At 42.0% G+C, this 26,220-nt stretch carries 27 protein-coding genes and 2 pseudogenes; 23 read left to right on the top strand and 6 right to left on the bottom strand.

Features of this window, described 5'->3' with window-relative positions; genetic code table 11:
- Window positions 1-207 precede the first annotated feature (207 nt).
- The 6 genes from BMW94_RS15730 (at window position 208) to BMW94_RS15705 (ending at window position 2,722) form a co-directional block, all read left to right on the top strand.
- Window positions 208-705, top strand: a complete 498-nt coding sequence (locus BMW94_RS15730) for a hypothetical protein (protein ID WP_090999794.1) — start codon at window positions 208-210, stop codon at window positions 703-705.
- A gap of 306 nt (window positions 706-1,011) precedes the next feature.
- Window positions 1,012-1,194, top strand: coding sequence for a hypothetical protein (locus tag BMW94_RS15725; protein ID WP_175480720.1), 183 nt, complete (start codon window positions 1,012-1,014; stop codon window positions 1,192-1,194).
- A 163-nt stretch (window positions 1,195-1,357) separates the two neighbouring features.
- Entirely contained in the window at window positions 1,358-1,651 is a 294-nt protein-coding gene (locus BMW94_RS15720) for a hypothetical protein (protein WP_090999792.1), read from the top strand.
- The gene (locus BMW94_RS15715; RefSeq protein WP_090807139.1) at window positions 1,648-1,890 is read left to right on the top strand and encodes a hypothetical protein; all 243 of its coding nucleotides are present in this window, start codon (window positions 1,648-1,650) and stop codon (window positions 1,888-1,890) included. Before BMW94_RS15720 ends, BMW94_RS15715 begins: the two co-directional genes overlap by 4 nt.
- Before the next feature lie 138 nt (window positions 1,891-2,028).
- Window positions 2,029-2,271 (top strand): hypothetical protein, encoded by a 243-nt coding sequence (locus tag BMW94_RS15710; protein ID WP_090999790.1) that lies wholly within the window; start codon window positions 2,029-2,031, stop codon window positions 2,269-2,271.
- Window positions 2,272-2,425: 154 nt separating this feature from the next.
- On the top strand, window positions 2,426-2,722 hold the full coding sequence (locus tag BMW94_RS15705; protein WP_368086917.1) for a lytic transglycosylase domain-containing protein: 297 nt from the start codon (window positions 2,426-2,428) through the stop codon (window positions 2,720-2,722).
- A gap of 561 nt (window positions 2,723-3,283) precedes the next feature.
- Here the strand turns inward: BMW94_RS15705 and BMW94_RS15695 are convergent.
- Window positions 3,284-4,481: pseudogene (locus tag BMW94_RS15695) on the bottom strand (IS1182 family transposase); the annotation flags it as partial.
- A 241-nt stretch (window positions 4,482-4,722) separates the two neighbouring features.
- Here BMW94_RS15695 and BMW94_RS15690 point away from each other — a divergent pair.
- The 7 genes from BMW94_RS15690 to BMW94_RS15660 all read left to right on the top strand — a co-directional run bounded on the left by BMW94_RS15690 (window position 4,723) and on the right by BMW94_RS15660 (window position 8,599).
- Window positions 4,723-5,010, top strand: a complete 288-nt coding sequence (locus BMW94_RS15690) for a hypothetical protein (protein ID WP_090999786.1) — start codon at window positions 4,723-4,725, stop codon at window positions 5,008-5,010.
- A 2-nt stretch (window positions 5,011-5,012) separates the two neighbouring features.
- On the top strand, window positions 5,013-5,972 hold the full coding sequence (locus BMW94_RS15685) for a sigma-70 family RNA polymerase sigma factor (protein ID WP_090999784.1): 960 nt from the start codon (window positions 5,013-5,015) through the stop codon (window positions 5,970-5,972).
- Between the two features lie 181 nt (window positions 5,973-6,153).
- Complete coding sequence (locus BMW94_RS30525) at window positions 6,154-6,315, top strand: hypothetical protein (protein ID WP_175480719.1); 162 nt, start codon at window positions 6,154-6,156, stop codon at window positions 6,313-6,315.
- Between the two features lie 327 nt (window positions 6,316-6,642).
- On the top strand, window positions 6,643-6,855 hold the full coding sequence (locus BMW94_RS31305; RefSeq protein ID WP_217648187.1) for a thioredoxin domain-containing protein: 213 nt from the start codon (window positions 6,643-6,645) through the stop codon (window positions 6,853-6,855).
- A gap of 245 nt (window positions 6,856-7,100) precedes the next feature.
- The gene (locus BMW94_RS15670) at window positions 7,101-7,382 is read left to right on the top strand and encodes a thioredoxin family protein (RefSeq protein WP_090999779.1); all 282 of its coding nucleotides are present in this window, start codon (window positions 7,101-7,103) and stop codon (window positions 7,380-7,382) included.
- A 133-nt stretch (window positions 7,383-7,515) separates the two neighbouring features.
- Complete coding sequence (locus BMW94_RS15665; protein WP_139209350.1) at window positions 7,516-7,974, top strand: type IV secretory system conjugative DNA transfer family protein; 459 nt, start codon at window positions 7,516-7,518, stop codon at window positions 7,972-7,974.
- A 31-nt stretch (window positions 7,975-8,005) separates the two neighbouring features.
- Window positions 8,006-8,599, top strand: a complete 594-nt coding sequence (locus tag BMW94_RS15660) for a type IV secretory system conjugative DNA transfer family protein (RefSeq protein ID WP_090999775.1) — start codon at window positions 8,006-8,008, stop codon at window positions 8,597-8,599.
- A gap of 393 nt (window positions 8,600-8,992) precedes the next feature.
- Here BMW94_RS15660 and BMW94_RS15655 read toward each other — a convergent pair whose 3' ends face one another.
- Window positions 8,993-10,279 (bottom strand): IS110 family RNA-guided transposase, encoded by a 1,287-nt coding sequence (locus BMW94_RS15655; protein WP_175480737.1) that lies wholly within the window; start codon window positions 10,277-10,279, stop codon window positions 8,993-8,995.
- Between the two features lie 327 nt (window positions 10,280-10,606).
- Between BMW94_RS15655 and BMW94_RS15650 the strand changes: the two genes are divergently transcribed.
- The 4 genes from BMW94_RS15650 (at window position 10,607) to BMW94_RS15635 (ending at window position 16,037) form a co-directional block, all read left to right on the top strand.
- Window positions 10,607-12,289, top strand: coding sequence for a DEAD/DEAH box helicase (locus tag BMW94_RS15650; protein ID WP_368086916.1), 1,683 nt, complete (start codon window positions 10,607-10,609; stop codon window positions 12,287-12,289).
- A gap of 512 nt (window positions 12,290-12,801) precedes the next feature.
- Window positions 12,802-13,179, top strand: a complete 378-nt coding sequence (locus BMW94_RS15645; protein ID WP_090999769.1) for a hypothetical protein — start codon at window positions 12,802-12,804, stop codon at window positions 13,177-13,179.
- 889 nt (window positions 13,180-14,068) lie between these two features.
- On the top strand, window positions 14,069-15,460 hold the full coding sequence (locus BMW94_RS15640) for an N-acetylmuramoyl-L-alanine amidase family protein (RefSeq protein WP_254790249.1): 1,392 nt from the start codon (window positions 14,069-14,071) through the stop codon (window positions 15,458-15,460).
- Between the two features lie 31 nt (window positions 15,461-15,491).
- Window positions 15,492-16,037 carry a GerMN domain-containing protein gene (locus BMW94_RS15635; RefSeq protein ID WP_090999767.1) on the top strand — a complete coding sequence of 182 codons (546 nt, stop codon included), beginning with the start codon at window positions 15,492-15,494 and terminating at the stop codon, window positions 16,035-16,037.
- 668 nt (window positions 16,038-16,705) lie between these two features.
- Here BMW94_RS15635 and BMW94_RS15630 read toward each other — a convergent pair.
- Window positions 16,706-17,632: pseudogene (locus BMW94_RS15630) on the bottom strand (IS30 family transposase).
- A gap of 337 nt (window positions 17,633-17,969) precedes the next feature.
- On the opposite strand from BMW94_RS15630, the gene BMW94_RS15625 reads away from it, so the two are divergent.
- The 3 genes from BMW94_RS15625 to BMW94_RS15615 all read left to right on the top strand — a co-directional run bounded on the left by BMW94_RS15625 (window position 17,970) and on the right by BMW94_RS15615 (window position 20,379).
- The gene (locus BMW94_RS15625) at window positions 17,970-19,376 is read left to right on the top strand and encodes an RCC1 domain-containing protein (RefSeq protein WP_175480718.1); all 1,407 of its coding nucleotides are present in this window, start codon (window positions 17,970-17,972) and stop codon (window positions 19,374-19,376) included.
- A 67-nt stretch (window positions 19,377-19,443) separates the two neighbouring features.
- Window positions 19,444-19,662: a hypothetical protein gene (locus BMW94_RS15620; RefSeq protein ID WP_090999764.1), complete on the top strand. Its 219-nt coding sequence runs from the start codon at window positions 19,444-19,446 to the stop codon at window positions 19,660-19,662.
- 81 nt (window positions 19,663-19,743) lie between these two features.
- A complete protein-coding gene (locus tag BMW94_RS15615; protein ID WP_090999762.1) occupies window positions 19,744-20,379 on the top strand; it encodes a hypothetical protein in 636 nt (211 codons plus the stop codon).
- Here BMW94_RS15615 and BMW94_RS15610 read toward each other — a convergent pair.
- Window positions 20,344-20,505, bottom strand: coding sequence for a transposase (locus tag BMW94_RS15610; protein ID WP_175480717.1), 162 nt, complete (start codon window positions 20,503-20,505; stop codon window positions 20,344-20,346). The two genes, BMW94_RS15615 and BMW94_RS15610, sit on opposite strands and share 36 nt — an antisense overlap.
- Before the next feature lie 345 nt (window positions 20,506-20,850).
- Between BMW94_RS15610 and BMW94_RS15605 the strand changes: the two genes are divergently transcribed.
- Entirely contained in the window at window positions 20,851-22,050 is a 1,200-nt protein-coding gene (locus BMW94_RS15605) for an IS110 family RNA-guided transposase (protein ID WP_090999757.1), read from the top strand.
- Between the two features lie 130 nt (window positions 22,051-22,180).
- Here BMW94_RS15605 and BMW94_RS15600 read toward each other — a convergent pair whose 3' ends face one another.
- A complete protein-coding gene (locus tag BMW94_RS15600) occupies window positions 22,181-22,840 on the bottom strand; it encodes a CatB-related O-acetyltransferase (RefSeq protein WP_090999755.1) in 660 nt (219 codons plus the stop codon).
- Window positions 22,841-23,418: 578 nt separating this feature from the next.
- Between BMW94_RS15600 and BMW94_RS15595 the strand changes: the two genes are divergently transcribed.
- On the top strand, window positions 23,419-24,720 hold the full coding sequence (locus BMW94_RS15595) for an aldehyde dehydrogenase (protein ID WP_090999753.1): 1,302 nt from the start codon (window positions 23,419-23,421) through the stop codon (window positions 24,718-24,720).
- Window positions 24,721-24,831: 111 nt separating this feature from the next.
- On the opposite strand, the gene lexA is transcribed toward BMW94_RS15595, so the two are convergent.
- Window positions 24,832-25,458, bottom strand: coding sequence for a transcriptional repressor LexA (lexA, locus tag BMW94_RS15590; RefSeq protein ID WP_024630400.1), 627 nt, complete (start codon window positions 25,456-25,458; stop codon window positions 24,832-24,834).
- Window positions 25,459-25,763: 305 nt separating this feature from the next.
- Here lexA and BMW94_RS15585 point away from each other — a divergent pair, with 305 nt between their 5' ends.
- Window positions 25,764-26,141 carry a LysM peptidoglycan-binding domain-containing protein gene (locus BMW94_RS15585; protein WP_090999751.1) on the top strand — a complete coding sequence of 126 codons (378 nt, stop codon included), beginning with the start codon at window positions 25,764-25,766 and terminating at the stop codon, window positions 26,139-26,141.
- The last annotated feature ends 79 nt before the right edge of the window (window positions 26,142-26,220 follow it).

Genomic DNA, 26,220 nt, shown 5'->3' with positions numbered 1-26,220 from the left:
TTCCAAGCCTATAATAGCTAATATCCAGGCCTTCTATTAGTTGTTCGTTAACTATATGGGAGGTGCAAGAACAAAGATGCAGCTGAGGGTCCGAATGCCAGCTTCACACGTATTACTAACGGCGAAGTTACAGAATCAATCGCAACTACCAGCTGTTATGGAGCGACCACTATAGGAACAGTAAAACAAACAACGGAGGTAACAACAATGACAAAACAGATTTCCTTTAAGCCTTTCGGTTTCCCTGTAGTGCCTAGCATGAACGGTGGTGACTTTCTTGCCATCATCCAAAAAGCCGCGCGCTATGACGAGACGGTCAAGTTAAATAAAGACTTATCGAAACGTGTCGAGGAATTAGAAAGCACTTTAGCTGAACAAACACTTAAGTCAGAAGAAGCCTTCGCAGTCCCTTTGTTCCCACAGGGTTTTGAATACTTCGGAAATGCCGGAGAACTTACCGACGGAGAGATTCAGGGTGGTCTGGTTTCTGCCGCACAGGCAGAACTAGAAGCAGGCAAGTTCCACTTCATCGGAGCAGGAGATTCAGCTATCATACGTATGCACGATGAAGACCGTATCATCACGGTCGTAGCTCAAGGGTACTATGAGCACCAAGAGATCCTTCCTGATCGGAACACTAACGCTAACGGATGCGATGACCCCGACTGTACCTGCCAATTTTTTAAGTTCGCTCCTTCCATCTAGGTTACACTGTCCCTCTTAATTGAGAGGTTTGTCACACCATACATAAGAAGTGGTTACATTGTCAAAAGGATAGACCAAGGTTGAAGGACTCAACGAACAAGTTGAGAACGACTACCTATGAAGTGAACGAGAACGGACAGAAGAACAAAAAGTACGAAAAATAGATCCACCTGTACGTCATTAAACTCGTACCTATTGTGCTCCGTGGTGAGGATAACCCCGTATGGAGGGGTGGCATGTTCTATCGTGAGAAGGGTGGCAAGAAGTAAAGGTACAATGACCCTCAAACGAAAGAAGGTAAAACTGATGATGGACAAAAACGAAAACACAATGATTCTGGGGAATAGCCCACTGTTGATATCTGATGTAGCTTCTTTGATTAAAGCAGGGGAGTTGGACAAGTCTATCCCATTTATGGCTTATAACCGAGCCGCCCGTCGTACCGCTGAGAAGCAAGCAAAGAAAATGATTCGTCGCTCGAAGGACTAGATCTATAAGAAAAAAATGCAGGTACGCCATGAATGGTGTTTTAAAAACAGACTCCTATATGACTTCGTGCTTTGGAAAAAAGGTAAATGGAAGTCATCTATTAAAGGTGGAGTAAATCGTAAATGCTAGGACACTTTAAACGCATATTACTAGGAGGGGTAAAATGGAAAGGGCTTATGGTTACACTCTTGGAGTTGTAGTAGAGCAAGTAGAGATGATTGAGAGTGCTATCCGGAATATGGAGCAAGCGATGCGGCATGTGTCGCCCGCCACGGTAGACGTAATTCGCAGGAACAAGAATCAGCTTGAATCATTGCTAGAACGCATCATGGATGCTAACGTATCTTCCACCCCTGGGCTTCAGGCTTCTATTCAAGGTAACAAGCAGTGTCTTCAGGACTGCTTCTCAGCAGACTACACAAACCGTCTCAGCACGATTAGGAGGACAAGACGATGAAAATTAAGTTCAGGGACGTTTATGGAATTCTTCAGAACAACAGGAAGGCTGTTTCTGATATGGGACTGGATTATACCAATGTGCTTGAAGGGGAGGGCAAGTGCCTTATCTCTGCGGAACTGGATGCCCTGAAAGAAAGCTACGGAGACCTGTACAATTCGGACATCAAATTGAACGAAAATATCGACGCTATCAGGAAAAAAGCTAACTCCTGTTTTGCCTGTTTAGACCTAATTTAGCTACGCAAATACGCCAAAGTATCCTCTTCCAATGATTGAGGTGAATTGTAAGAAATTCGAGACCTTCGGGTCTCTTTTTCTTACGCATCTTTCTCCCTACATAACTCTACTACTGAGAGTAAAGGGAGAGTGATACAGATGAACATTGACCACAGAATAGCCGCAGGTTTGCTACTTAAAGAAGTTCCTGAGAAGCACATGAAGGAGATACACTTCCAAGCGAACGGGAAAAGTATTTTCCTGAGTTCCATCACTGAAGAGAAATTGGTCTCTGAAGATAAGTTAGATATGTTCCAACACTGGATTGAAGAGACAGTAATCAACCTGCCTTCTTACGAGACCCTGTTGGAAGTTCTTGAAGCTGAAGGGAACATTGTCTAATGACAACTAACGTAAGAGACATGACGAACAACAAGTAAGTTCGTAACCGCCTATCAAAATCTTGTACACAGCGCATGCAAGCAGTATACGCCTTACTTGATGGGATTAAACATTCTTCCGGTGCAAGTCGAACGTTAACAAGTTTGAAGTACTTATTGCAAAACACGGCAAGACCTACGAGTTCAGTCCGTATACTATTCTAGCAATAATTCAGGTTGAGACGAGTTCTACCTTTAATTCTAATCTCGTCGGTACTCACGGCGACACAGGGTTGCTTCAGGTGCTCCCCGCCACACAGAGATATATGAAGATTAAGGGTAGCCTGAAAAATCCTTCAGTTAATATCGAGATTGGCGCTAAGTACCTTGCTTACACACAAAAGAGATTCGGTAATGACCTTGGCATCGTTGCGTGTACAATCAGAGCGAGGGCAACGTTAAACGAGGAGTGACAACACTAAATATCTGTCAAAAGTAAACAAAGCACTGATGACAATCAAAAGGTAGCTAAACAAGATATGTTACTATCCCATAGCGATTTCCCTATTTTGGTAGTAACATAACGGGAAAGGGAGTTGTCGCTATGGCTAATAAGCACTTGAAAGATATAATCCGAGAGACCACAGAGGTCTTGAAGGAGGAATCCCACCAGCACGGAGCACTTCATGAGATTCACCCGAATGATGTTGAGCGTGTTTTGCGGAGAGGTCTCGATACTATTCTCGAAAACTTGGTTCAAGGTAACAGAATCTATCTTATCAATTCCTTTAATCTCGAACCCAAGGACTATGACGCAAAGTATGTCAAGAACCTCAGACCGGAGAGCCGATGGTCATTGAACCATATTGAGCAATCCTTATCAAACCGTCTGAGTCTGCCAAAAAACGACTCAAGGTCGGCAAGAAAACCTATCCGCTGATGTAATAGAAAGACCCCGAAAGGGGTCTTCAGATTGTCGAGAAACCCTGTACTTTTTTCAAAGTACGGGGTTTCTCATATTTTAAGTGGTCGGTTTAAAAAGGAGATAGGGGAGATTCCCCCCGTTTTTCAAGGCGATCCAGGTGGATCGCCATCTTCTTCATGTTCTGCACAGCTGCCGTCATCAGGGCCTGTTCCCTGACGTTTTGAAGTCCGCGCAAACGGCAATAGCGAAACCCATGGAGCTCTTTAGCATCCGCGAAGCTTCGCTCAATCGTCTCTTTTCGTTTTCGGTAGAGATACTTCCCGGATCGACTGAGCCGGTTGCCTCGCACCCACTCTTTGCTGTCCTCCCAGACATGACGGGTCACCACTTTTCGATGGTTTGGAGATCGTGTGCATTCGTTTAATAACGGGCAGTTCTTGCAATGCTGTGGATCAGAGGTGTACTGTCGGTATCCCTCGCGGTTGGTCGTTCTATACGGTAATTCGTGCTTTGCCGGACAAACATAAATATTGCGCTGTGCATCATATATGAACTTCCATTTGGGGAATAAACCTTGGGTCGGGTGAAATCTTCGGTGAGCAATAACGGCAAAAATATTTCGGCTTTGGAGCCCTTTGCATATGGGTGAAGTCAAGTACCCCGAGTCCAGAGAAACGGTTTCTACTTTAAAACCAAATCGTTGTTGTTGACGATCCAAACGGGACAAATACGGTATAGAATCATAGACATTTCCAGCGGTCACATGTACATCCGTAATCATGTTGTATTTCAGATCCACAGTACGGTGGTCTAAGTAGAAAAATCCTTCCGGCTTCCCATCACGTATCATATAACCGCTGTCAGGATCTGTTGTGCTCATTTTAATTTCCTTTTCCTCTATCACGTCCTCTCTAGGTTTTAGCGCTTTTTTCCATGTGCATTCCGGTCGGCCTCTACGGCAGCTTAAGTTCATTCACATAATCACGGATGTTTTGTAGAACCTGTTCTTTGGTGTACTTATGCTTATTCGCATTCGCTTTAACGTGAGTTGAATCGGTAACTAAGACACGTCCGCCTACCATACGGTGCTGAATCGCTTGTAGCACAATCCCGTCAAAGATTTCCTGAAAGATTCCGGTGTCTTTAAAACGAGTACGCCGATTCCAGCTAATCGTAGAGTGGTCCGGTACGTTGTCGGTGAGACCTAACCCCAAAAACCAGCGGTAAGTGAGGTTGGCCTGAATTTCACGTTCGAGTTGGCGTTCGGAACGGATACCATAAAAATAACCAAGAAAAATCATCTTAAATCTCGATTCGAACGCAACATATTTGTACACCCTTCCGCACGTTTATTTACTGATATTATACAATATTAACGCGGTGTCGTGTTGAATTAAATGTATAAAAAATAGCTGTCGAGATTTTCTCGACAACCTGAAGACCCCGAAAGGGGTCTTTTCTTTTTGCTCGCATCTCATACCATACATAGCGCGACTACTAGAGTATGAAGCAAATAACACGGTTTAATACCGGAAGGAGATGGGATAAATGAGTGTTGTTAATACCCCCGAGATAGCCGATAACGAATTGGATATTGAGGTAACAGATGCCCAAGCCACAGGCAACCACAAGAAAATCAAGACGATGGATGACACTGTGTACAAAGCATTTATGGAGAGAAACGGCTTAGCAAAACCTCAAGGACTGAAATTGAAGTGGAGCGATTTCAAAAAAACTCTTACAGTCAACGAGGATGGTGTCGTGGTTACTGCATATGGTGAGGTAGTGAACTTTTTGAAAGCTGCACAAGAAGACAGAAAGTTCGAGGTGAAGTAATAGTGCTGAGTCCCAACTACCTACATCTTAGGCAAGACAACCTGAAGGATATGCACAATATAGAACTCCTGAAAGCATGTAAAGAAGATAGAGAACTCATGGGCGAGTTCTTGAAAGCTAATAGAGACTTTATCTTCTCGATCATCAAGCATTTTAAAGGGAGTGTCGAGGAACTTGTTTCAAAGTTTCGTATCACCGAGGACGAACTGTACCAACACGCATGTATCGGCATACTCACATCTATTAGAGACTTTGACTTTGATAGGGGCATTAAGTTTACGACCTTTGTCGTGCGCCCCATCCTCTGGGAAATCAATCAACTTCTTTATAGTGACTCTCAGTCTGTCCGGTTAAGTCGTGGTGCAGTTGAACTCATTAAGAGGATGGCCGAGATTGAGGAATCTCTTGGGTATCGCCCCGCCGAGGATGAAATGTCCGAACTGCTTAAGGTGACTGTCGAACGCTATCGAGAGATTGCGATGTTCAGTGATGAACTTGAGCACTACGACGGTATGGAAAACTTCGAGTTCGCCAACAAGGACGAGAGAAGTATTGAAGAAGAGGTTACCAATCGTCTCTATGTAAAGCAATTACTAGAAGACCCCATGTTCACGGATTTCGAGAAGAAGGTCATGTGTTTAGTCTTGGAGGACGCAAGCAACAACAATACACAGATTGCGGAACGTCTTAACGTTTACCCGATGACGATTAACCGTACCTTGGCTCGAATTAGAAGTAAAATCGAGAGCCGTAAGTCTGACGTAAAAGAAGAGAAAACCAAGATTCCTTCCAAGTATGAACGGGAGATATCCATTCTCGCTCAGGAAACCAAGGAGCGTAATGAGAACCTCTGCATCGAAGATATCACGGAACTACTTGATGTCTGTGGTTACGACACCTCCACCTACTCGACAAGGGTTCTCTATTATATCCGTCAGAAAGCCAGCCAACAAGGTGCTTGAATCAATCGCAAACATCGTAAAAGGCATTTTCGGTAAAAAGGTAACCCTGCAAGCACGTACTTACAGGGAACTGGTTGAACAACTGGCTTGGGCTGAGCATTAAGTGACACGAAGGATGCTTTACTTGGTCTTCGATTTCGACTGCAAGACGGTGTACTGACTATGGAAAATATTGCTCAAGATGCTGAAGCAATCATTGCTCATTGCTCATCACCAAGAGCTTCTAACAGCCAAAGCTCACCGCAGTGACTTCCATGGACAAGTTGCCCAAGTCGAGACCGCAGTAAAGTTGGTTGACGGTCTGAAGACTGCTGTGGTGACTCCCGAAGAGGGTCTGAACTAATCCCTGAAGGGGGGTGAGAACCACATGGCAGACATTATCGTATCTGCGAAGTACGCTGCAGGTGACAAGATTATCGTCGGAAAATAAGACGAGTAATCATATGGTCTAATACATCGTGAAAGTGCTGACGATTAAGAACATCGTACCGGATGTTGATGAAGCTGGAAACGACATTATCACATACATGGTTGAAGTCTACTCCCCAACAAACACGAAAAATGCGAATGGACGTTAAGGAGGATGGCTTGCAACCACTTGAAGTCAACACTGAAGCATTCACAAACTACTAAGTAAGGAGGCGTATTTATTTACCCATAATCGGAGGAATTGTCAAATGACATCATTAAATTTTATGCACCTTGGTGCGTTCCATGTAAATTAATTGCTCCAATACTCTCTAAGGTTACTGTCGAGCGTGGGATTGATGATGATTCTACTACTGGTGCTGAGGCTGCTTCCAAAATCGGTGTTATGAGCGTTCCTACGGTGGTCTTTAAAAGAAGGCAAAGAGGTAGGGCGTTTCACTGGCAATGCGCCTGAGCACGTGATTACTTCCTGTGTAGAAATAGCAATCCACGCCTAATAGAAAGGGGAACGAATATGAGAGAACAAGACTATCACGGCTGGAACATTGAGGTATATGACAACCAAACTTTCCTTTTAGGGGCTAACTTCAACACTAACGACCACATGGGCAAGAGAAATATCTACGTGTGCTTGTACTTCGGTAAATGGACAGTAACTATCGGAAAGTTCTATAAGTTCCCGAATGATTACGGTGACGAATGAACCTGACTCTTTATTACAGCAACGACTGCGGTCACTGCCGACGCTTACAGAAGACTCTCGACAAGATTGCTCAGGAACGACAGCAGGTCAGCGTCTCTAGGATTGAGTATGATCCTTCCATTCACACGGAAGTAAAGTTCGTCCCGACAGTGGTTGTAAGCCACGGAGAGAGAGAACTAGGGCGTTTTAGTAGTGCTCTAGCAAAGAAGACAATCGACGTTTGGCTAGACCAATTAGAAGAATACATTAAATTTTACTTAGGCTCCGGATCCTTCTGAATGAGCAGCATACCCATCCGCTGTGCTATTTCCCTCGGCATGGGCATACTGAGCACTGTATTTATCCCTAGAAATGCCCGTTTTTATTGAGATATACAAACATATGAAACCAACGTACATAAGGTGGTGACAGATCCCAAAGGGAACTGTATGGAAAACAGGTCCCGAACTACGGAAACGTGGATTTGATACCATCCGTTTATCTCCTTTTGAAAATCACTTCCCAGGGTACAACCCGTTATCTGTGGCCAAGAATTATGCAGAAATTAAAGAGATTACACAACTCATTCTAATGAATGGCGGACTTGCATTCGAGATCCAGGGAAAGAGCGGTGGAGATTCAACCTGGCTTAACATGTCGCTACCGCTATTAGTGGCAGCATTCCTCTATGTGAAATATAGAAATCCGGAATGCCCTAGAATTGGTGATGCCATGGATATCATCCTCTTTATGGACATGGAGGAGATAGAGGCACTATTCAATGATTACAAATTAGCAAGACGAGAATATGCGCTGTTCAAACAAGCAGCCGGCTCAGATAAAATCTTAGCTAGTATTAAGGTAACGATCGCTACAAACATGCAACTGTGACCGGGTAGTCCACTTTGCACAACGAAATGATATACAGCCCAAACATTTACGATTTGGATTAAACAATGACAATAAAAAAACCGTTGTCCTGTTTGTTTCAGTACCTGAAACGAAATCCCTTTACGCTGCTCCGCTCATGGCCGTACTCTATCAGCAACTACTCCAGCGGCTGCAAGATATTACAGATGGATTCCCCGTCCTTTTCTTTTTAGATGAGTTTGCCAACTTGGGTATCATTCCGATTAGTGATACGGTTGCTGCTACAGCACGTTCCAGACGCATGGGGTTAGCTTTAGGCATCCAAGGTATTGAACAACTAAGTCAAAAATACGGAGAAGACAAGGCTGCCAATCTCTTAAATAACCTGAAGACTAAGATATTCCTTTCGGGCCTATCCCAAGTGTCTTGCGAGTACGCCTCTTGGTTCTGTGGAACCTCAACTATAAAAATAGAAACCATTTCTACAGCTTTTCTTGCTATGATACCAGACAAAAAAACGATAACATCAGCTGAACGAGATGCAGTCACATCGGATGAAGTGAGACGTCTTGACCCAAGAAAGGCACTCGTTATTTCAGACTATCTGAATGCAGCAACCGTAGATAAAATCTCCCACTCCCACTAAAAAGTAATGGTTGCTGCTGTTTTCTCTCTCATTCTTAGATTTACAACTTCGACACCTTTAGGGTAATGGAAGGAGATTGGTTTAGAACCATATTTTTCTGAAAAGGCCGGTGACGGGAACAGGGCTTGGACTCGATTTTCCAAACTGTGGATAATACGTATGATCGCACAGTGGATCTCCACATCTTCCCTTGGGGTTTACCCTCCCATGTCACGCTGGGTCGTTGCCCTTACATTCCTTCGTTCTACCTGCCTAGGGGTGGAGGCCGATTCTCGCTCCTATACGGGGTCATTGCCCTTATGGTTTATTCAACTTCGGCTTCTCCGGTGCTTCATTTGTCAAGTTATACATCTGCGAACGAGTCAAGATTTTCAAGGCTATTGACTCTTTGAACTACGCTGCATTCCGTTGTAACTGCGCTTGTCGTACAGGACCAAGAACGTCGTTTGCGTTGTACTCTATTTCCTTCGTCCCCAGCGTGTGCAGGACGCGTATCAGTTTTCCGCAGAGCGCGATAAGCGACTGTTTTTTCTTTAGCGGATTTTGACTTCGTGTTGTGAAATACTTATGAAGGGCCTTAAATTCCTCATTCTTCGCTACCATTGGCATGACGCAACGGAACAACAAGGCTCTTAATCGCGAGCGTCCACGCTTGGTGATGCCGGTTTTACCCTTGCGTTTACCGGAACTATTTTCTTTTAAATTCAAGCCCGCCAGCCGAATGATTTGTTGTCCGTGGTCATAATGACTCAGATCGCCAACCTCAGCCAGAAATCCTGCAACGGTAACCGCGCCAACGCCTGGTATATTCAACATCTGCGTTGTTCCCGGGATCTCATTCAAGATGTCCATGACCTGATTCATGGTCATTTCCACCTGTTTAGAGAAAAGCTCAAACTGCTCGAGCAAGCTCAGAAGCTCCAGTCTCGCAGCTCGTAACCCTTCGGTAAGCCCGATGGATGTCCCGGCTGTCGCAAAGAGCTTTTCCGCTCTCTTGATACCGACTCCTCGCTTCACTTCCGTTTTCCAGTGTGCGAGAACGCCTCTGGCGCCTATAGAGACGATCTCTTCCGGTGTCGGAAACTGGCGCATTGTCATTAGCGAAGCTTTGCCTTCCCAATCTTTAAACACGCTCAAATACTCTGGAAAATAGCGATCGAACCAGTTATGCACACGGGCCTTGACTTGGTTTAAACTCACCATAACCTTCTCACGGAAATTCATGAGGATGCGTAATTCGGCATATTCCATCGCCGGCAATTTGGGCTCTGAATACTTCCCGTTTCGAATGAGATCTGTAATGACTTTGGCATCCTTATAGTCACTCTTCGTCGGCGAGTTATCCTCAAGTTCCTTGCTCTTGTTTACGTGATGCGGGTTCACAATAACGACCTTTATATCTCGAGCTTCCAGAAAAGAAGCTAGCGGAAACCAGTAGTGTCCGGTAGGCTCGATTCCGAAAACAATGTCCGTTTTCAGATGAACCTCCTGAAGTTCTTTCATCCATGTTACTAGCTTCGTTAACCCTTCCTGATCGTTGTGGAACACGCAGTCTTTTCCTAATTCAATGCCACGGAAATCTACCGCTCTAGCTACGTGAATCTTTTTGGCAATGTCTGCTCCAATGACTAGCGTTTCTTTCGTAATTCGCGTAATCCGTTGATTCTGTTTCAGTTTCATCTTATACTTCATGATGTGCGCCTCTTTTCGTATGTGGGTATTGTTCTTGTCCGGAACAACGATTCCCAGTATACTAGAGGCGCATTTTTCATTCAGCTCAAATTACTTCATTACAGGAATGGCTTCTATTATGAAGATGACAAATATACCAAGAGAGTACGTGAAGGAGACCCCGATTTTTCTACTGAGTTTGAGGATCTTAGAGTTCTTTATGGGATTTCCAAAGATGGAAAATTTGATGCTGATCCATTCAATTAAACTCATAAAGACTAGGTGAAGGGAGCCACAGCCATTGGCAATATCTTTAAGAGACTACCAGAATGAAGCATCCTGTATCGTTTTCTAGAAACTTGCTGCAGGCGTAAAGAGACAACTTATATTGTTCTCCCAACTGGAGCGGGTAAGACGATCGTGGCTGCGGCCGTCTCAAAACTATTCAAAGAAACTTTTGATATAAATCGGCCTATTGTTTTCATTGCTCATCGAGACGAACTACTAAAGCAAACAGCAAGTAAAATGAGCCTGGTTTGGAGGGATGTACGTGTTGGCAGGGTTAAAGCCGCCGACAACGAGCAAGAAGTCGATGTCATTGTCGCATCTACTCAAACGTTAGTCCGTGGCAGGCAGATGGTTAGACCTTCGCTTGTTATTTATGATGAGGCACATCATAGTGTCTCTAAGGGTTCATACAAGGTCTTAGAGACCTTGGGCTGCTTTGAAGAAGATGGTCCACCATTACTCGGAATAACCGCGACCCCAAACAGACTTGATCGGCAAGCCTTAGGCCAGGTATATGAGGAGATTGTATATGAAAAAACGATCTTGGATCTCATCCTATCCAAGTATCTCTGTGATATTAGGGGGAAAAAGATTGTTGCAGATGAACTAAATCTGGATTCCGTTCAAACACTTGCTGGTGATTTTAACGAAAAACAACTGGGTGAGCAAATGGGCCAAGAAAGTGTTATCGATACAATAGTCCAGGCGTATTTAGAACATGGTGAAGAAAGAAAAACGATTATCTTTGCTGTAAATGTGAAACAAACCTATGAAATTACCGATCGCTTATCTTCTCATGGTGTGAAGGCTGCCGGGATAGATGGTTCATTGCCTGAAGAGACTCGCGATCAATTGCTCGCTGATTTTTCTCAAGGCATTCTACAAGTCATGGTGAATTGTATGATCCTAACGGAAGGCTTTGATGAACCGAGTGTAAGTTGTATTATGATGGCGAGACCCACTAAAAGTGAGAGCTTATATACCCAGTGCATTGGACGGGGGACCCGATTATATCCGGATAAAGTCGATTGCCTTGTTCTTGACATCGTTGGCGTTTCAGAGAAATACTCATTAATGACACTAAGTGATCTTTTTCCTCCTGGGCAAATAGAGGATGATGAGGAAATCGATGAAGATATCCTAAAAGACGAAATGATAGAGGATGGGGAATCCGTACTTGAATTTCAGGAGCGCCTGCATCAAATTGCCTTTGAACATGGTAAGAAAATGCATGAGATTAATCTTTTCTCCACAAAGACAATCTACTTATGGAACTCTATCTCCGGTATTGCTTACTACATTAGCATTGGCAATAAGCAATATTGTTACTTAATTAAAGACGATACTCACTGGTGGATTTTATTTGAACACACAAATAAGCGGCTGTATCCATTACATGATGAAGCTTTATCTCTAGAATACGCACAAGGTATTGCTGAAAGCTTTTTGCAGACAATCAGTACCAAGATTATTTATAAGGAAGCTCGGTGGAGACATCATCCAATGAGTCCAGCTCAACGTTCGCAGCTCGATAAAAATGCTATTGCTTATGATGACACATGGACAAAAGGGCAGGCATCCGATGTACTTAACAGTATTTTTGGAGAAAGAATTGCAACTAAAGTCATTGATAGATTTAATGGGGAACTATACCGTAGCATGTTATCAAATCAATATGTGCGTGATAAAATTTATCAGGATCTATCGAAAATTCAGAAAGAGATCAATTAACGATGAAAAATATCGTCCTAAAGCATTGATCAACAGCTGCTCACTTGAGGCTGTGGTGAATTAACCCATAAAGGATTCATTCAGTTCCCTAAGCAAAGCTTCTCCCCACTTTAGGGCAGAAATTGGACGCATAAGATTGTCTGTCGTGATTCCCCAATCGAACGCAAAAAGAAGCCAGTAGACAGCCGCCTAAATAGTCGGCTGTCTTTCCTTTAAGGTACTATTATTTAGTTTTAATGCTACCTTTCCTCAGTCAGGCGTAACTGTGAGTATGGTCCCAGTGGGATACTCTGAGTTACATACACCGAACGTAAATCTCCAAAGGTGTCGCACTGTTATATTTCTATCCGTCCAATAATAGAAAATGTTCACAAAAACTACATTTACATTTCGTGTAAAATAATGCTATATTATGTATGTTCTCTTATTTACATATTTAAGATGAATAGTAAATAGAAAGGAGATATCTAATATTTTTCATATCTAAATCCAACTAAAAAGGAGACTTTAAAATGTTGAAAAAATTTATTGCTGTTTCTTTAGTCGCTGCAATGGCACTTCCGGTAACTGGAGCTTTTGCATCGGATAACCCAACGGATAGAGTTAGACCTGACATCCAAAATACGCTTGATTCAAATATAACAGTTGCACCAGGAAAAGACGAAGTCAGCATTTTGGCTTATACATGGACAGTCAAAACAACAGCAAATATTAGAGCAACCGCATCGCCAACGGGAGCACATGTGCTCACTGTATATGCGGGCACTCAATTATTTGGTCAACATGGTGGTGAAGTTAAAGTTGTAAATGGAGAAAAATGGGTATATGTTTGGAACAGTGCAAACGTAGCGGGATGGATCTTGCTCTCAGCTCTCGAAGAGACTGGTTAATGATCATCGGTAATATGAATTTCTAATTGTATATCTTATTTGCTCAACAAGAATTACATCACTAAAAAAGATCCTTTCGCGATGTAATTGACGATCGGATCTTTTTAACTAAAATGTGTCCGTGCTTAACTTATTCTTGGTGTTGGAATAGATTGTATCCAAGATAAAATTGATCTCTCTTGAGCCGTCGTAACTCCGATCTTTGACCTCACCTCACCATCCTTCTTGTCGTTATAATAGAATCTCCTCCGGTGATGGAATAAGGTTGATTGCTCCGATGATCTAACTTCCTAATTTGCAATTTACAAAACAAACCTCTTACGTTCTCATACGGCTTACAACACAAACTTTCATTAGACAAGCATCTTAAAAAAGTTCACCCTTCCTATAAATCCGCACATAGATTTCCCTCTTATTTTCTACAACTAATGAACCATAATTAGAATATATTTGTATGAAAACCAATTATTTCGCAACTTTTAAGGGAGTTATAGCGTTATATTTATGAAAAGGATATTATAGGTAATTTTGTTCCTCCAAAAATATTCACTTTTCAACAAAAAGACCCTTATATATCGGGATAATTACATATACTTCAATTTAAACGGATTCACAGGATAAAAATGTATATCAATAGAATGTTGTCACAATTGAGTAGGTAGTACATCCTGCTTATAGAACTAACTTGAGGGTCACAGGAGGTGATTAGTTTTCCCAAATAAACTTGATATCTTTGAATTTCATAGCATCAGTTCAATTGTCTTTTGAATTAATTTATTTACGCAACAGGTTGTTTTCCTGTGAATCCTTTTCATAAATGAAAATCATATTGTAACCTTGTTATGCAGTTGAAAGATTAGTAATACGTAAATTAAAACCGAGGTGTAAAATGAAAAAAACTATAATGATGTTATTATTTAGTGCACTGCTACTCTTTCTAATACCCATGCACACTCATGCGGCTACAAATCAAACTAAAATTATTTTAGATGGCCAGGATCTAGTTTTACCTAATGATGTTGAAATCGTTAATGTTCGGAACAATATTATGATTCCAATTCGAGTAGTCGCTGAGAATTTAAAATTCAAGGTGAATTGGGACCAAAAAACACAAAATGTGGATATTCAAGAAGGTTCTAATGCAATTTCATTGACCGTTGGAAAAGATCAGGCTATAGTCCAAAATAACACAGTGACGCTTAACATTGCTCCCCAGATGATCAAGAATACGGTTGTCGTTCCCATACGCTTTGTTAGTGAAGAGATGGGGTTGGGAGTTGGCTGGAATAACAAAGACAAGATTGTTACATTAACTAGTAATACAACGCTCCCATCCCCACCCTCTAATGAGAAAGGGAATGAAGCAGCCACTAACCTGATTCATGATATAAACTATGCCAATGATCAACTTGTCGTTTCATTAGACCGTGAAGTTTCTCCAGTCATAACAACACTAAAAAATCCTGAACGAATTATCTTGGATTTCCCATCTACCAACTTCGGTAATATGGGACAAGTACCCCCTGGAGGATCCATGGGAAGGTTAGATACTAGCGACTTTCCAAGTGTTACTGAGGTACGCTATTCTCTTTTCAAAAATGATCCTGCTCAAGTTCGAATCGTGATTGAATTAAACAATGTAAATTCGGTTAATTATACTCAACAAAACATCGCTGGAAAATTCATCCTTGATCTGAGTATGGTAAACGATTCCGCACCTGCAACCCCTATCAACAGCGGAAAAAAAGTAGTCGTTATTGATCCGGGCCACGGAGGCAGTGATCCAGGTACAATAAGTTTTACCAAAAATCCAGAGAAGCATTTTGCCCTTGCATTAGGCCTTAAAGTGCAGGCTCTTTTAGAAAAGGAACCTGACATAGAATTAATCATGACTCGTGAAACGGATATCTACCCTACACGACCAGAACGCGTCAAGCTTGCAAACGATCTTAAGGCAGATGTGTTTGTATCTATACACGGTAACAGCGTAACCGCTGCTCCCCAAGTATCGGGAACTGAAACGTATTACTACAAACGCGAAAGTAGTAAAGAACTAGCAAACATCATTCATAAAAATTTGATTAAGGCCTTGGGATTTAAAGATCGTGGCGTTAAGAACGGAAACTACCAGGTCATCCGAGAAACCACAATGCCTGCGGTTCTTTTAGAAGTTGGGTTCTTAAGTAACAAGGCTGAGGAGGAGGCCATGATGTCAGAAACCAATCAAAATAAAGCGGCACAAGCTATTGTTGATGGAATAAAAGAATATCTGAATCTATAGGGCAGCAAATAATTTAAGAGGATGTGCTTCTATGAAAAAAGGAATCTATCTGGCTATCGCAATTTGTGCCATAAGCATACTAGCGGTGGGTTGTGGTAGCAAACCTATTTCTTCTGGTCCAGTACAGGGTTCTGATCCTGCAAATACTACACCAGCACCAATAGTTAATCAGGGTGAGGTGGACGAGGAATCTCAAGAAATTGGTGTTTTTTACGCCGACGATCAACTATTAGAACTTGAACAACGTAAGAAGGAGATTACATTCGAAGATGACTCCGAAAGATACAGTAAGACTTACGAAGCGCTTCAAAGTAGTGATCAAACCGAACTGATTCCTTTGTGGAAAAATATAGATTTACTTTCGGCTACTTTTGATCAAGGAAAGTTGACATTAGATGTGCATATTCCGGATGAAGCAAGATTAGGATCTGGAGGAGAGATTCTAGCCATCGATGCCTTGAAAGAGTCATTTTTCCAGTTTGAAGAAATAAGCAGTATTGATCTGCTTGTTGATGGAGAAGCAACTGAAAGTTTAATGGGCCATGCGGAATTAGAACATCCACTAACCCGTGAATAGAGCCATCATAAACAGCCGAATCTCTATTAAAATCGGCTGTTTATGATGAAGAGAACCCCCATTCTTAATTGAATGGACGAAGGCCTGCCCTATTTATAAACTGTACCCTACCCTATAGAGTAGACACTTAAAAAAGGTCTCTCTGTGGGGTATTTTTTGTTGTATGACTATAACGGAGAATGGTGCTTGTTAACTCAACAACACTTTGAATGGCATTGCTAACCTAAAAAAGTAATTTAGGCTATAAAATGGTTTTTTAATAAAATAAGAACATGTATTTGTATATTTTAAACTGGAAGCATAAGGCTGCCAAACGGCAAACTTATGGGTTAAGTCTCATTAGAGCTTGTACCAAACTTTTAAATGCTGATAAAAGCTTTTTAGAAACCCGCTTAAAGTGCTTTAGCACACTGAGCGGGCTTTTAAAAAATTGCAGCAATTTAATTAAATACATATACGATACCAAAAAACGCTTGATCCCATGATATCAATAAGTATTATAAATACTTTTTTAATTCGTTCTAACTGTTGCTTATTGAATATAGGATTAAAACTTACCGATGCATTAATCAGTTGAATTGTAGTGGGGATATTTAGTGAATAAAAGTTTAAAATATTAAAAAATAGTAATTTAACTTTATAAATGGGTTTTAATCGACGACGGATTGTCAAGCTAAATGCGACAGCTCCTCTGAAAAGGATTCGTGAGCGGTTCTCCAACCCAAGCATTTTCGTGGTCTGTGGTTGATTAAGCGCAGCGCAGTCTCCAAGGCTTCATCCGTGATTTGTGCGAAATCTGTCCCCTTAGGGAAAAACTCTCGCGTTGCCAGGAAGAATACGGATCTGCGAAATACACCTGTAAGCCATGAGCGGCTTCCAGGCTGGCGTAACAGGCGAACTCCTTGCCACGGATCTGCTGTAGCGGTTTGAAATGCACCGGCAGGGTACTGCGAGGCTGCTACACCAAAAGCAATTTCCATGGACAAAGCTGTACGGTCAGGCATGGAAATAGCGGTATATAGGCGGGTCCTGCGTTCGATGAACGTAGCTAAACAGCCCTTGCTTTTCCCACGGCCCGAAACGACTGTATCGAGCTCCCAATGGCCAAAGGTTTCACGGGAACGAACTTCTTTCGGACGCTGAGAGATGGTCTTACCTACAGCGAACTTGCCGCGTGTCTCCGCAGGCTTCTGCCGTTTACCTTTATGACGTAGCACAGTCAGTATGCCTCTCGCCAAACGGCCCGAATACAGCCAACGATAGATCGTTTTGAAGCAGACAACAGACTGTCCCTCTTGACGGAGACGTTCTACAATCTGCTCGGGAGACCACGTGGCCCGGAGTTTTTCTTCGATGAGGGTAGACTGTTCTAGTGACCATTTTCCGGAAGGGATGCAAGACTTACGTCGCTGGACATAGCTCTCCTGAGATCGCTCGGCACGATAGGAATGCTGCGTTTCGTTTCGATGGAGTTCTCGACTAATGGTGGCATGATGCCTACCTAGATCTCGGGCGATAGCCCGGGCGCTTTTCCCCTGTTGGTGGAGGATTTCTAGCTTACTGCGTTCAATTATGCTAAGATGTGCGTAGCTCATGGTGGATTCTCCTTGTGTGAATGTGGTGTAGGAACCTTCATTCTACACGAATCCGGCCATGGGCCATTTTTTATTTATTTCCAGTAGGTGTCGCACTTCATATTACAATCCGTCCGACATAAAAATACAAAAAGAAACAAAATGCACCCGTTACGAGTTGGTTGTTATCCATCATAATCAGATAGTTCCAACAAGAATGGAGATGAGAGATTATAAGAACAAGAGAATGCATAGCAGTATTCCATTGATTTGAATTTTTTTAAGTAGCAAGAAGGGTTACTAATTAAAGGTTTTACGTTTATTTTAAACGATGGTAATAAGGAGAGAGAAAACAAGAATGAAATGGAAAATAGTCAGTAAAATAATGCTTTCGATCTTGTTTATTGGGAGTATTGCATTTGAACCTTCCGTTAAAATCTACGCGGATCAACAGCTATCTAAACAGCCGTTGATTTATACAGGAGAGTCATTTTCAGGTGTTATAAATTCAGATGGGTCAATTTGGAGTTGGAGGGATAACAGATATGGGCAATTAGGGAGAGGAGAGAAGTCAACACGGAGAGAGCCAGTCCCGAAGTTAGCAAACAAGATGGAATTGAACATTGTGCAAGTAAGTACAACTGTTGATTCAACATACGCATTAAGTTCTGAGGGAGAGATATTAGCATGGGGGTATAATTATGATTTAGGGAACGGTAGTCTGGATCTTGGATACATCCCGTCACCTGTACTCATAAAGAGAGATCAGAAACTTACAGACATTATTTTAGTAGACGGTGGGGAACACTATGGGACGGCAGTTCGAAAAGATGGAACAGTATGGAGCTGGGGAGTAGATTCATATGGACAATTAGGGGTTGGTGCAAGTAAGTTAAGACAAAAAATTTATGCGTCTCAAGTAAAAGGACCTGGTGATGTTGGTTATTTGAAAAATATTGTTTCAGTATCAGCTGGAAGGAACCATACTGTTGCTATCGATGAGGATGGTACAATCTGGACGTGGGGGAAAAATTCCTTCGGAGAATTAGGTAAACCGGATATTTTATCGAGTAATATTCCTGTACATTTGAGCGATGCATTTAATCAAGTCAAGGCGGTGAGTGCAGGGAGTAGTTTCACCATTGCTTTAAAGTCTGATGGGACTGTTTGGGGTTGGGGAAACAACAGTTATGGCCAGTTTGGTGATGGAACGTTACAGGATAGCTATACTCCTGTTCAAGTTAAAGGACCAACTGGGGAAGGTTTTCTCGATCAAATCGTGGCGATTAGAAGCGGGGGGAGTCATACTCTAGCTTTACGTGTAGACGGAACAGTATGGAGTTGGGGAGGAAATTATTCTGGGCAACTGGGCGTCCCTTCCGCTTCCTCTAAAGGCAGTAATATCCCAGTACAGATTGAATTCAAGGATGATTTCGGTCGATTTATCGAAATTCAGAGTCTAGATGCTTTCAGCGATCATAACATCGCCTTATCTACAGATAAGCAGCTATTCACTTGGGGAGGTAATTCGAAGGGTAACTTAGGTGTTGGAGATACAAAATCTCGGTTAGCTCCAGTCAAAGTTGATTGGCGAGACAGTATTGTAGACGTGAAACCTGTATACAACACTTCTTATATATATGATGCAAATGGAAGGGTGCTGCGCAAAACAATATCTCAAAAAGAAGGGCCTACTTTATATACATATCAGTATATATATGATTTTAATGGCAATCTAAAGAACATCCAAATTGTTCAGCCTTAATAAGATAATGCATTGGTACATGATTACTATCATCGGGAAGTTTATATTGAAACGGAGAGAAGTTCACTTGAAGAACAACACATGTAGAAAATACTTAACCATCGTTCTCATTTTTGCGGTCATCACAGGGCTTTTTGGGAACGTTGTGCCTTCGGTTACATATGCTGAAGAGCAAGTAGAACAAACCGAACAAAACGTTTCCACAGGGCAGGGTCCTTCTCCATTGGAGTCTCTTTCTCTGATTGCTGAACAGTTTAATAGAACGGAAGATTTTATCCAGGGATAACTGGATCAGGGTTATACGTTAAATGAAGTCATTAGTGCTTTATATAAAGCTAGAGACGAACAGATTGGATTCGACGAAGCTTTGCAAGCCGTACGTCCACAGGAAATTAATGAATCCGCTACGGTCACGAGTGACGTCTATTCGGACCCTGTTGTAGCTGAGGAAGCACCAATCACTGGTGTGGAAGCCGACCAGTCCAGCATTATGCAGCGGTATGAAACGTTTGCGGTGGAAGAGGAACTGACTACCCCGCCAGATACAGAGCTTGAGAAAGAGAACGAATCGAAAGAAGAGGAAGACAAAGAAGTTGAGGGTGAAGAAAAAGAACAGATCGATGAAGAAGAGCAATTGGAAGGTGAAACAGAGTCTGAAGGAAAAGCACCACCGACAGAAACTACAACTGATGATGAAAACGCACCTCAAACGAATCAGGATGTAAGTCAAGAACCGTCAGCACCTTCAAGCGAAAACACTTCTACCCTTGAAGGAAAGCCGGCTGCTGAGTCCAAGGAAACAACATCATCACAAGGAAGTGCAGAAAGTACATCTCCTACGTCGATGGAATCGAAATCAGAACCGAAGAATATCTCCGAAAAAATATCCAAATCTATACCTGAAAAGGGGCTGGTTAAAGAGAACAAAGATGCTTCAATTACGAATAAAAAGCAATCCGAGTCATCATCACCATCGAAGTTTCACCCACACCTTCAGTTGTGAACAGTTGCGAATTCCTTCGCGTTCAGCGACTACTTTGTAACTTGAAGAACCTTCGACATAGGATCTAACTGCATTCAATTTGAATTCTTCCGTATACGTCTGAAATGTTTGCCCTTTTTTCGCCATAAAAATATCCCCTCCAAGTTTCACTTGAACCCCCATGATAACATGAAGTTTTTTTTAAGTGTCTACTTAAAGGGGATAATACCAACAAGATGACCTTTTTTAAAGTGTCTATCTTATAGGGTACATTTTAATTACTGGTTGGCTTTTTTTAATAGCCGTTTTACGATGGAGGCAGCCGGGAGAACGTGACAGCCCCTGGGGATAAACCTCGTACTAAAAACAGTTCTCCCACCGCCCCCTTCTACCATGTTTGAGCTGGTTGAGGCCCTGACCTCGTATCACAAGCGAAGCTGTGGAGTAGGAACCATTGTGGGAATACCGGCGAATTTACATTAGGAGGAGACGATGAAACCTGTTGTTGGCGTAGATGTAGCTAAAGGAAAATCGGTTGTACAAGCGTTTACTAAGCGGAACACTCCTTATGGACGTAACCAAGAAATTCTGCATACCCCTAAAGGGTTCGAAAAACTGAAACAACTTTTGGAGGATGTAGAGCAGAAGACGACCCTCAAGCCAGTCGTTATTCTAGAACCTACAGGGCATTATCACCGTGTACTGGTGCTCTATTTGCAACAGGCTGGATATGAGGTCATTCTCGTCAACCCTCTGCAGGCGCAGAGAGCACGGAGAATCGGATTGCGAAAAGTCAAAACGGACGCCTCAGATGCCTGGCATTTAGGAGATCTGTACTACCAAGAAGAGAACTGGCCTGCTCATCCTGGACGAAAAGAGGCCCTGATAGACTTACAGTTCTTAAGTCGAGAACACGAGTTTATCACAAGCTTGTACGTTCAAGCTAAACTCAATATGCGTACACTTGTCGATCAAATCTTTCCAAGTTACGAGGGGGTGTTTAAAGATTTATATTCCAAAACATCATTGAATTTACTGGAGGCTTGTCTCACTTCAGAAGGGGTGAAGGCACAAACGCCAGAGGCTTGGGCGGACATGGTGAGATTGGCCACTCGGGCTTCACGCTCTGAAGCTTGGATGAGTCGCAAGGTAGAAGCCCTACAGATCGCAATCGCAAATAATCCCGTGCAGCGTGTTCCTTATGGTCTGGAAATGGCGCTACGAAGTCTGCTGACTCTAGTTCGTGAATTCCAAGAACAACTTGCAGCACTCGAAAAAGTAATCATGGACCTGTCCGAGACTCTGGATGAAGTTCAACTTCTAAAATCCATTCCTGGGGTTGGAACAAAGTTGGCCACAGCCGTTGTTTCTGAAATTGGAGATGCCTCACAGTTCCATCATCCCAAACAACTGGTGGCATACGCCGGAATCGATCCGAGCGTTTTCAGTTCAGGGAAGTTTGTGGCGACACAGAACAAGATCACGAAACGGGGCTCCAAACGACTACGACGAGCGATGTATTTAGCGGTAACGTGCGGACTACGAAGAGAGCTGAATCCTCGGCTCAGGGAGTATTACGACAAAAAAAAGAGTGAAGGAAAGCCCCATAAAGTAGCCGTGATCGCTTGCGCCAACAAGTTACTCCATCACGTATACGCTATGCTTAAGAAAAGGCAACCCTACACTCTATAATTTAACAATCCAGAAAATTCCATTTACATGGGGTTTATTTGTTATGACTTTTTTTACAGTATACCAAATGTGTACGCTCTTCAAAAGCATGACTTGACATACTATTAGCTGGTTTTATATCTATAGGAACTCAGTCCTTAATTTCTGATAAGTAGTACTCATATAACTCATCAATAGAAGAGCTCGAAAGCAAGTGAGTGACTGATTCAATCGATTCTCTTTTCCAATCAAACCAGCGCATTTCTTTTAACTTCATGATTTCTTCTTCTGAGAAACGCTTCCTAACTTCTTTTGCTGGATTTCCACCAACTATCGTGTAAGGGGCGACATCTTTTGTTACAACTGAGCCTGCTGCAACAATAGCACCTTCACCAATGGTAACACCAGGCATAATCATTGCATTCATGCCGATCCATGCATGACTTTCTATAATGGTATCTCCCTTGGGTGAGAAGGAACGGCTAATTTGATCAGCAAACGGATAAACCGTGATCCACTCCGCATTATGATTGTTATTTCCTCCCATAAGAATAACGACACCGGCTGCGATACATACATAATTACCAATAATTAATCGATCTATTTGCCAACCAAATTCCTCAACGGGGTTGAATAAGCTCCTCGATTTTTCATCTCCCCATAAATATCTCACGCATCCATCTTCAAAAGAAGAATGGTTATCGTAATAACCAGAGTAATAGGAGTAATCGCCGACTTCGATTAATGGATTGGTTACAATATCCTTTAAATACTTAATTTCAGACCAGTGATTAAATTGCTTTATATTCATTTTAATGTCCTCGCTTCTAAGTTATATTTCTGAGTAACTTAGAAGCGAGATGCGGTAGCCACATTCTTTAGTTTTTTTAGACGACGAATCATCTGAATCATCCTTCCTTAAGTTATGAGGGCCATTGTAGCAATCACTTCTTTTTTTGTCAATTCTATTCTCATAAACATATGCAGTAAGTATCCTAGCTCCAAGTATTTATCAAGTATTTATCAAGTGTATATCAAGTATATATAATGAAGAGAAAATTCAGGAAGAAATAACATAGGCAGAAACCGTATCCGCTATCGAGAACGATAACTATCTCACGTTGTAGTAAATCAGGGACCGAAATATAAAGGTAAAGAGAAAGCTGGCATTCGTAGTGTAGGTTTTGGCATCTTAGCATTGAGGTTTAATGTAGTCAATAAGAACCAGAATGGTTAATTAAATTATGATCATATTGTTGAAGCGTGAGTATGTTTTAATTGTTTGCTCTATTTTACAGTTTCTATATGTTGATAGTTTCATATAATTGCGTTATAATTCATTTATGTTGTTAGAAATTAAATTTTGAACAATTAATTGGAGATGTTAATATGGAACAAGAGAAGCAACTGGTTGCCGCACAGCGGACATTTTTTTATACAGGTCAAACGAAGTCTATTGAGCACCGTATTCAAGCCCTTAAGCAATTAAGACAGGGAATTGAGAAGTATCAGCAACGTATTCTTGACGCACTTCGTGCGGATCTAAATAAATCTGAAACAGAGGCTTATGGCTCTGAGATTCGGATCGTGTTGGGTGAACTGGATTTTGCATTGGAACATTTGGAGGAATGGGCTACACCAAAACCTGTGCCTACAAATTCTGCTATACCTGATGGCACAAGCTTAATTTATCCTGAACCTTATGGAGTTGCTCTTATTATTGCACCATGGAACTATCCGTTCCAACTGGCTTTCGGCCCTCTTATTGGAGCCATTGCTGCGGGTAACTGTGCCATTATTAAGCCGTCTGAATTAACCCCAGCCGTGTCACGTCTGACTTATGATTTGATTCATGAGATATTTCCTAGTGAGTACCTGGCAGTTATGGAAGGGGAAGTCGAGACCAGTACAGCATTGCTGAAAGAAAAGTTTGATTATATTTTCTTTACAGGCAGTACAGGTGTTGGCCGCATTGTTATGAAGGCAGCTGCTGAGCATTTGACTCCAGTTACGTTAGAACTAGGTGGTAAGAGTCCGGTCATTGTTCATCAGGATGCGGATTTGAAGCTGGCGGCTCAGCGCATTGTGAGAGGTAAATTCCTGAATGCTGGACAAACCTGTGTCGCTCCGGACTATTTGCTTGTGCACGAGGAAGTACATGACAAATTAATGGAATTGATCGGTGTAGAAATTCAGGACAAGTTTGGAGACGATGTGATGAAAAATGCTGATTTTCCGCACATTGTCAACGCACGAAACTTTGATCGGTTATCGGTGTTGCTCCAAGATGGAAAAGCAATGATCGGTGGACGTTCTGAACGTGATCAGCTGCTCATTGAACCAACCGTACTGGGGGAAGTGGATTGGAAATCCCCTGTGATGCAAGAAGAGATCTTTGGTCCAATTCTTCCTGTATTTAAGTATACCGACCTCAATCCCATGCTAGATGAGATTGTTCGCCGTCCAAAACCACTGGCATTATATCTCTTCACTCAAGAGGAGGATCTGCAGAATCGGGTTCTGAATCAAGTATCTTTTGGTGGTGGATGTATTAATGACACATTGTCTCATATGACATCACATTATCTTCCGTTTGGCGGCGTAGGAGAAAGTGGAATGGGTTCCTACCATGGTCAACAGAGTTTTGATGTGTTCTCTCATCATAAGAGCATTCTTAAACGCAGCGAATAGTCGGCTAACGTAGAACAATATAATTAGTATGAAAAAAAGAGGTTGTCCCATTGAATGGGACAACCTCTTTATGTATCTTATTGTGAAACCTCTGTACAACTTCAATACATATTAATGAATATCACGGAAAAGGCCAATGACTTTGCCCAGGATGCTAACGTGTTTCAAACGCAACGGTTCAAAAGTCGAATTTTCCGGTTGAAGACGAATATGATCTTTCTCTTTGTAGAATGTTTTTACCGTTGCTTCATCGTCTTCAGTCATGGCTACTACGATATCGCCGTTATCCGCAGTTTGCTGCTGACGTACGATAACATAGTCTCCGTTAACAATGCCTGCTTCAACCATACTGTCTCCCACGACCGAAAGCATAAATACTTTTTGTTCGCCTACATAATGTGTAGGAAGAGGGAAGTAATCTTCGATATTTTCTGTTGCTGTAATTGGAACCCCTGCAGTAACTTTACCCACGACAGGAATGCGAGCAACGCTGTGAGCAAACTGATGTGAATGCTCTGACTCTTCCTGGCTGAGAAGTTCAATGGCTCTTGGTTTGGTTGGGTCACGTCTAATCAGACCTTTCTTCTCCAAACGATCCAGATGTCCATGTACTGTAGAGCTGGAAGCCAATCCAACGGCTTCACCAATTTCGCGTACGGAAGGAGGATACCCCTTCAACCGGACTTCATTGCGTATAAACTCCAGAATAGCCTGTTGCCTGCTGGATATCTTCGACATACCGTATCAACCCCATTTTAGTAACGTTTGGGAAAATTATAACATAGAACCTCCGTTCGTACAAACATAAGTTCTAAATAAAATGCTATAAAATCAATGTTTTTTTGCATATTAAGATGAAAATTTTCTTTGGATCTAATCAAATACTGCAAATGACAGTTTTCATACAATAGAAGATAGATTATAGAATGTGGGTTATAACAAAAAAAAGCGAACAATTGTTCTAAAAAGTTATTGTGCAAAACAAGTGTTCGTGTTATATTGATTTCAACGGATAGGAACAAACGTTTGGAGGTCGATCTTTAATGAGATATTCTACTTATCAAAGTATTTACGAACCGGTGCATTCAGAAGTGGTTGAAACGAACATAAGAAATTTTAAGAAGTTTTTTGCAAGAGGCCATATCCCAACATGGGTGTTGAAATTAATCATTGTAAGCTTAATTATACTGGTTGGATGCAGTACAGTAATGACAGTGTTTGCTGGGAATGAGAATGATCTGTTGCCTGGCGGGAAGATCGCAGTTTCACAAGGAGATACCCTATGGAGTATATCATTGGATCACAAACCGGAAACAATGGATACACGTATATATATAGAAGCAATTAAGAAAGTCAATCAACTTCGGTCAACTTCAATACAAGTGGGGCAAGTCTTAATACTTCCTCAATTCACACATTAAACTGCATATCCGCACGCATTAATGCGTGTCAGCTTGACAAGCTGTCCTTATCATGTCAAAGTTAATATGACTTTGTATT

Source organism: Paenibacillus sp. OK003, assembly GCF_900109515.1.
GTDB lineage: Bacteria > Bacillota > Bacilli > Paenibacillales > Paenibacillaceae > Paenibacillus > Paenibacillus marchantiae.
Note: the sequence above shows the minus strand (reverse complement) of the source record. Positions and strands in the feature narration are given on the sequence as shown.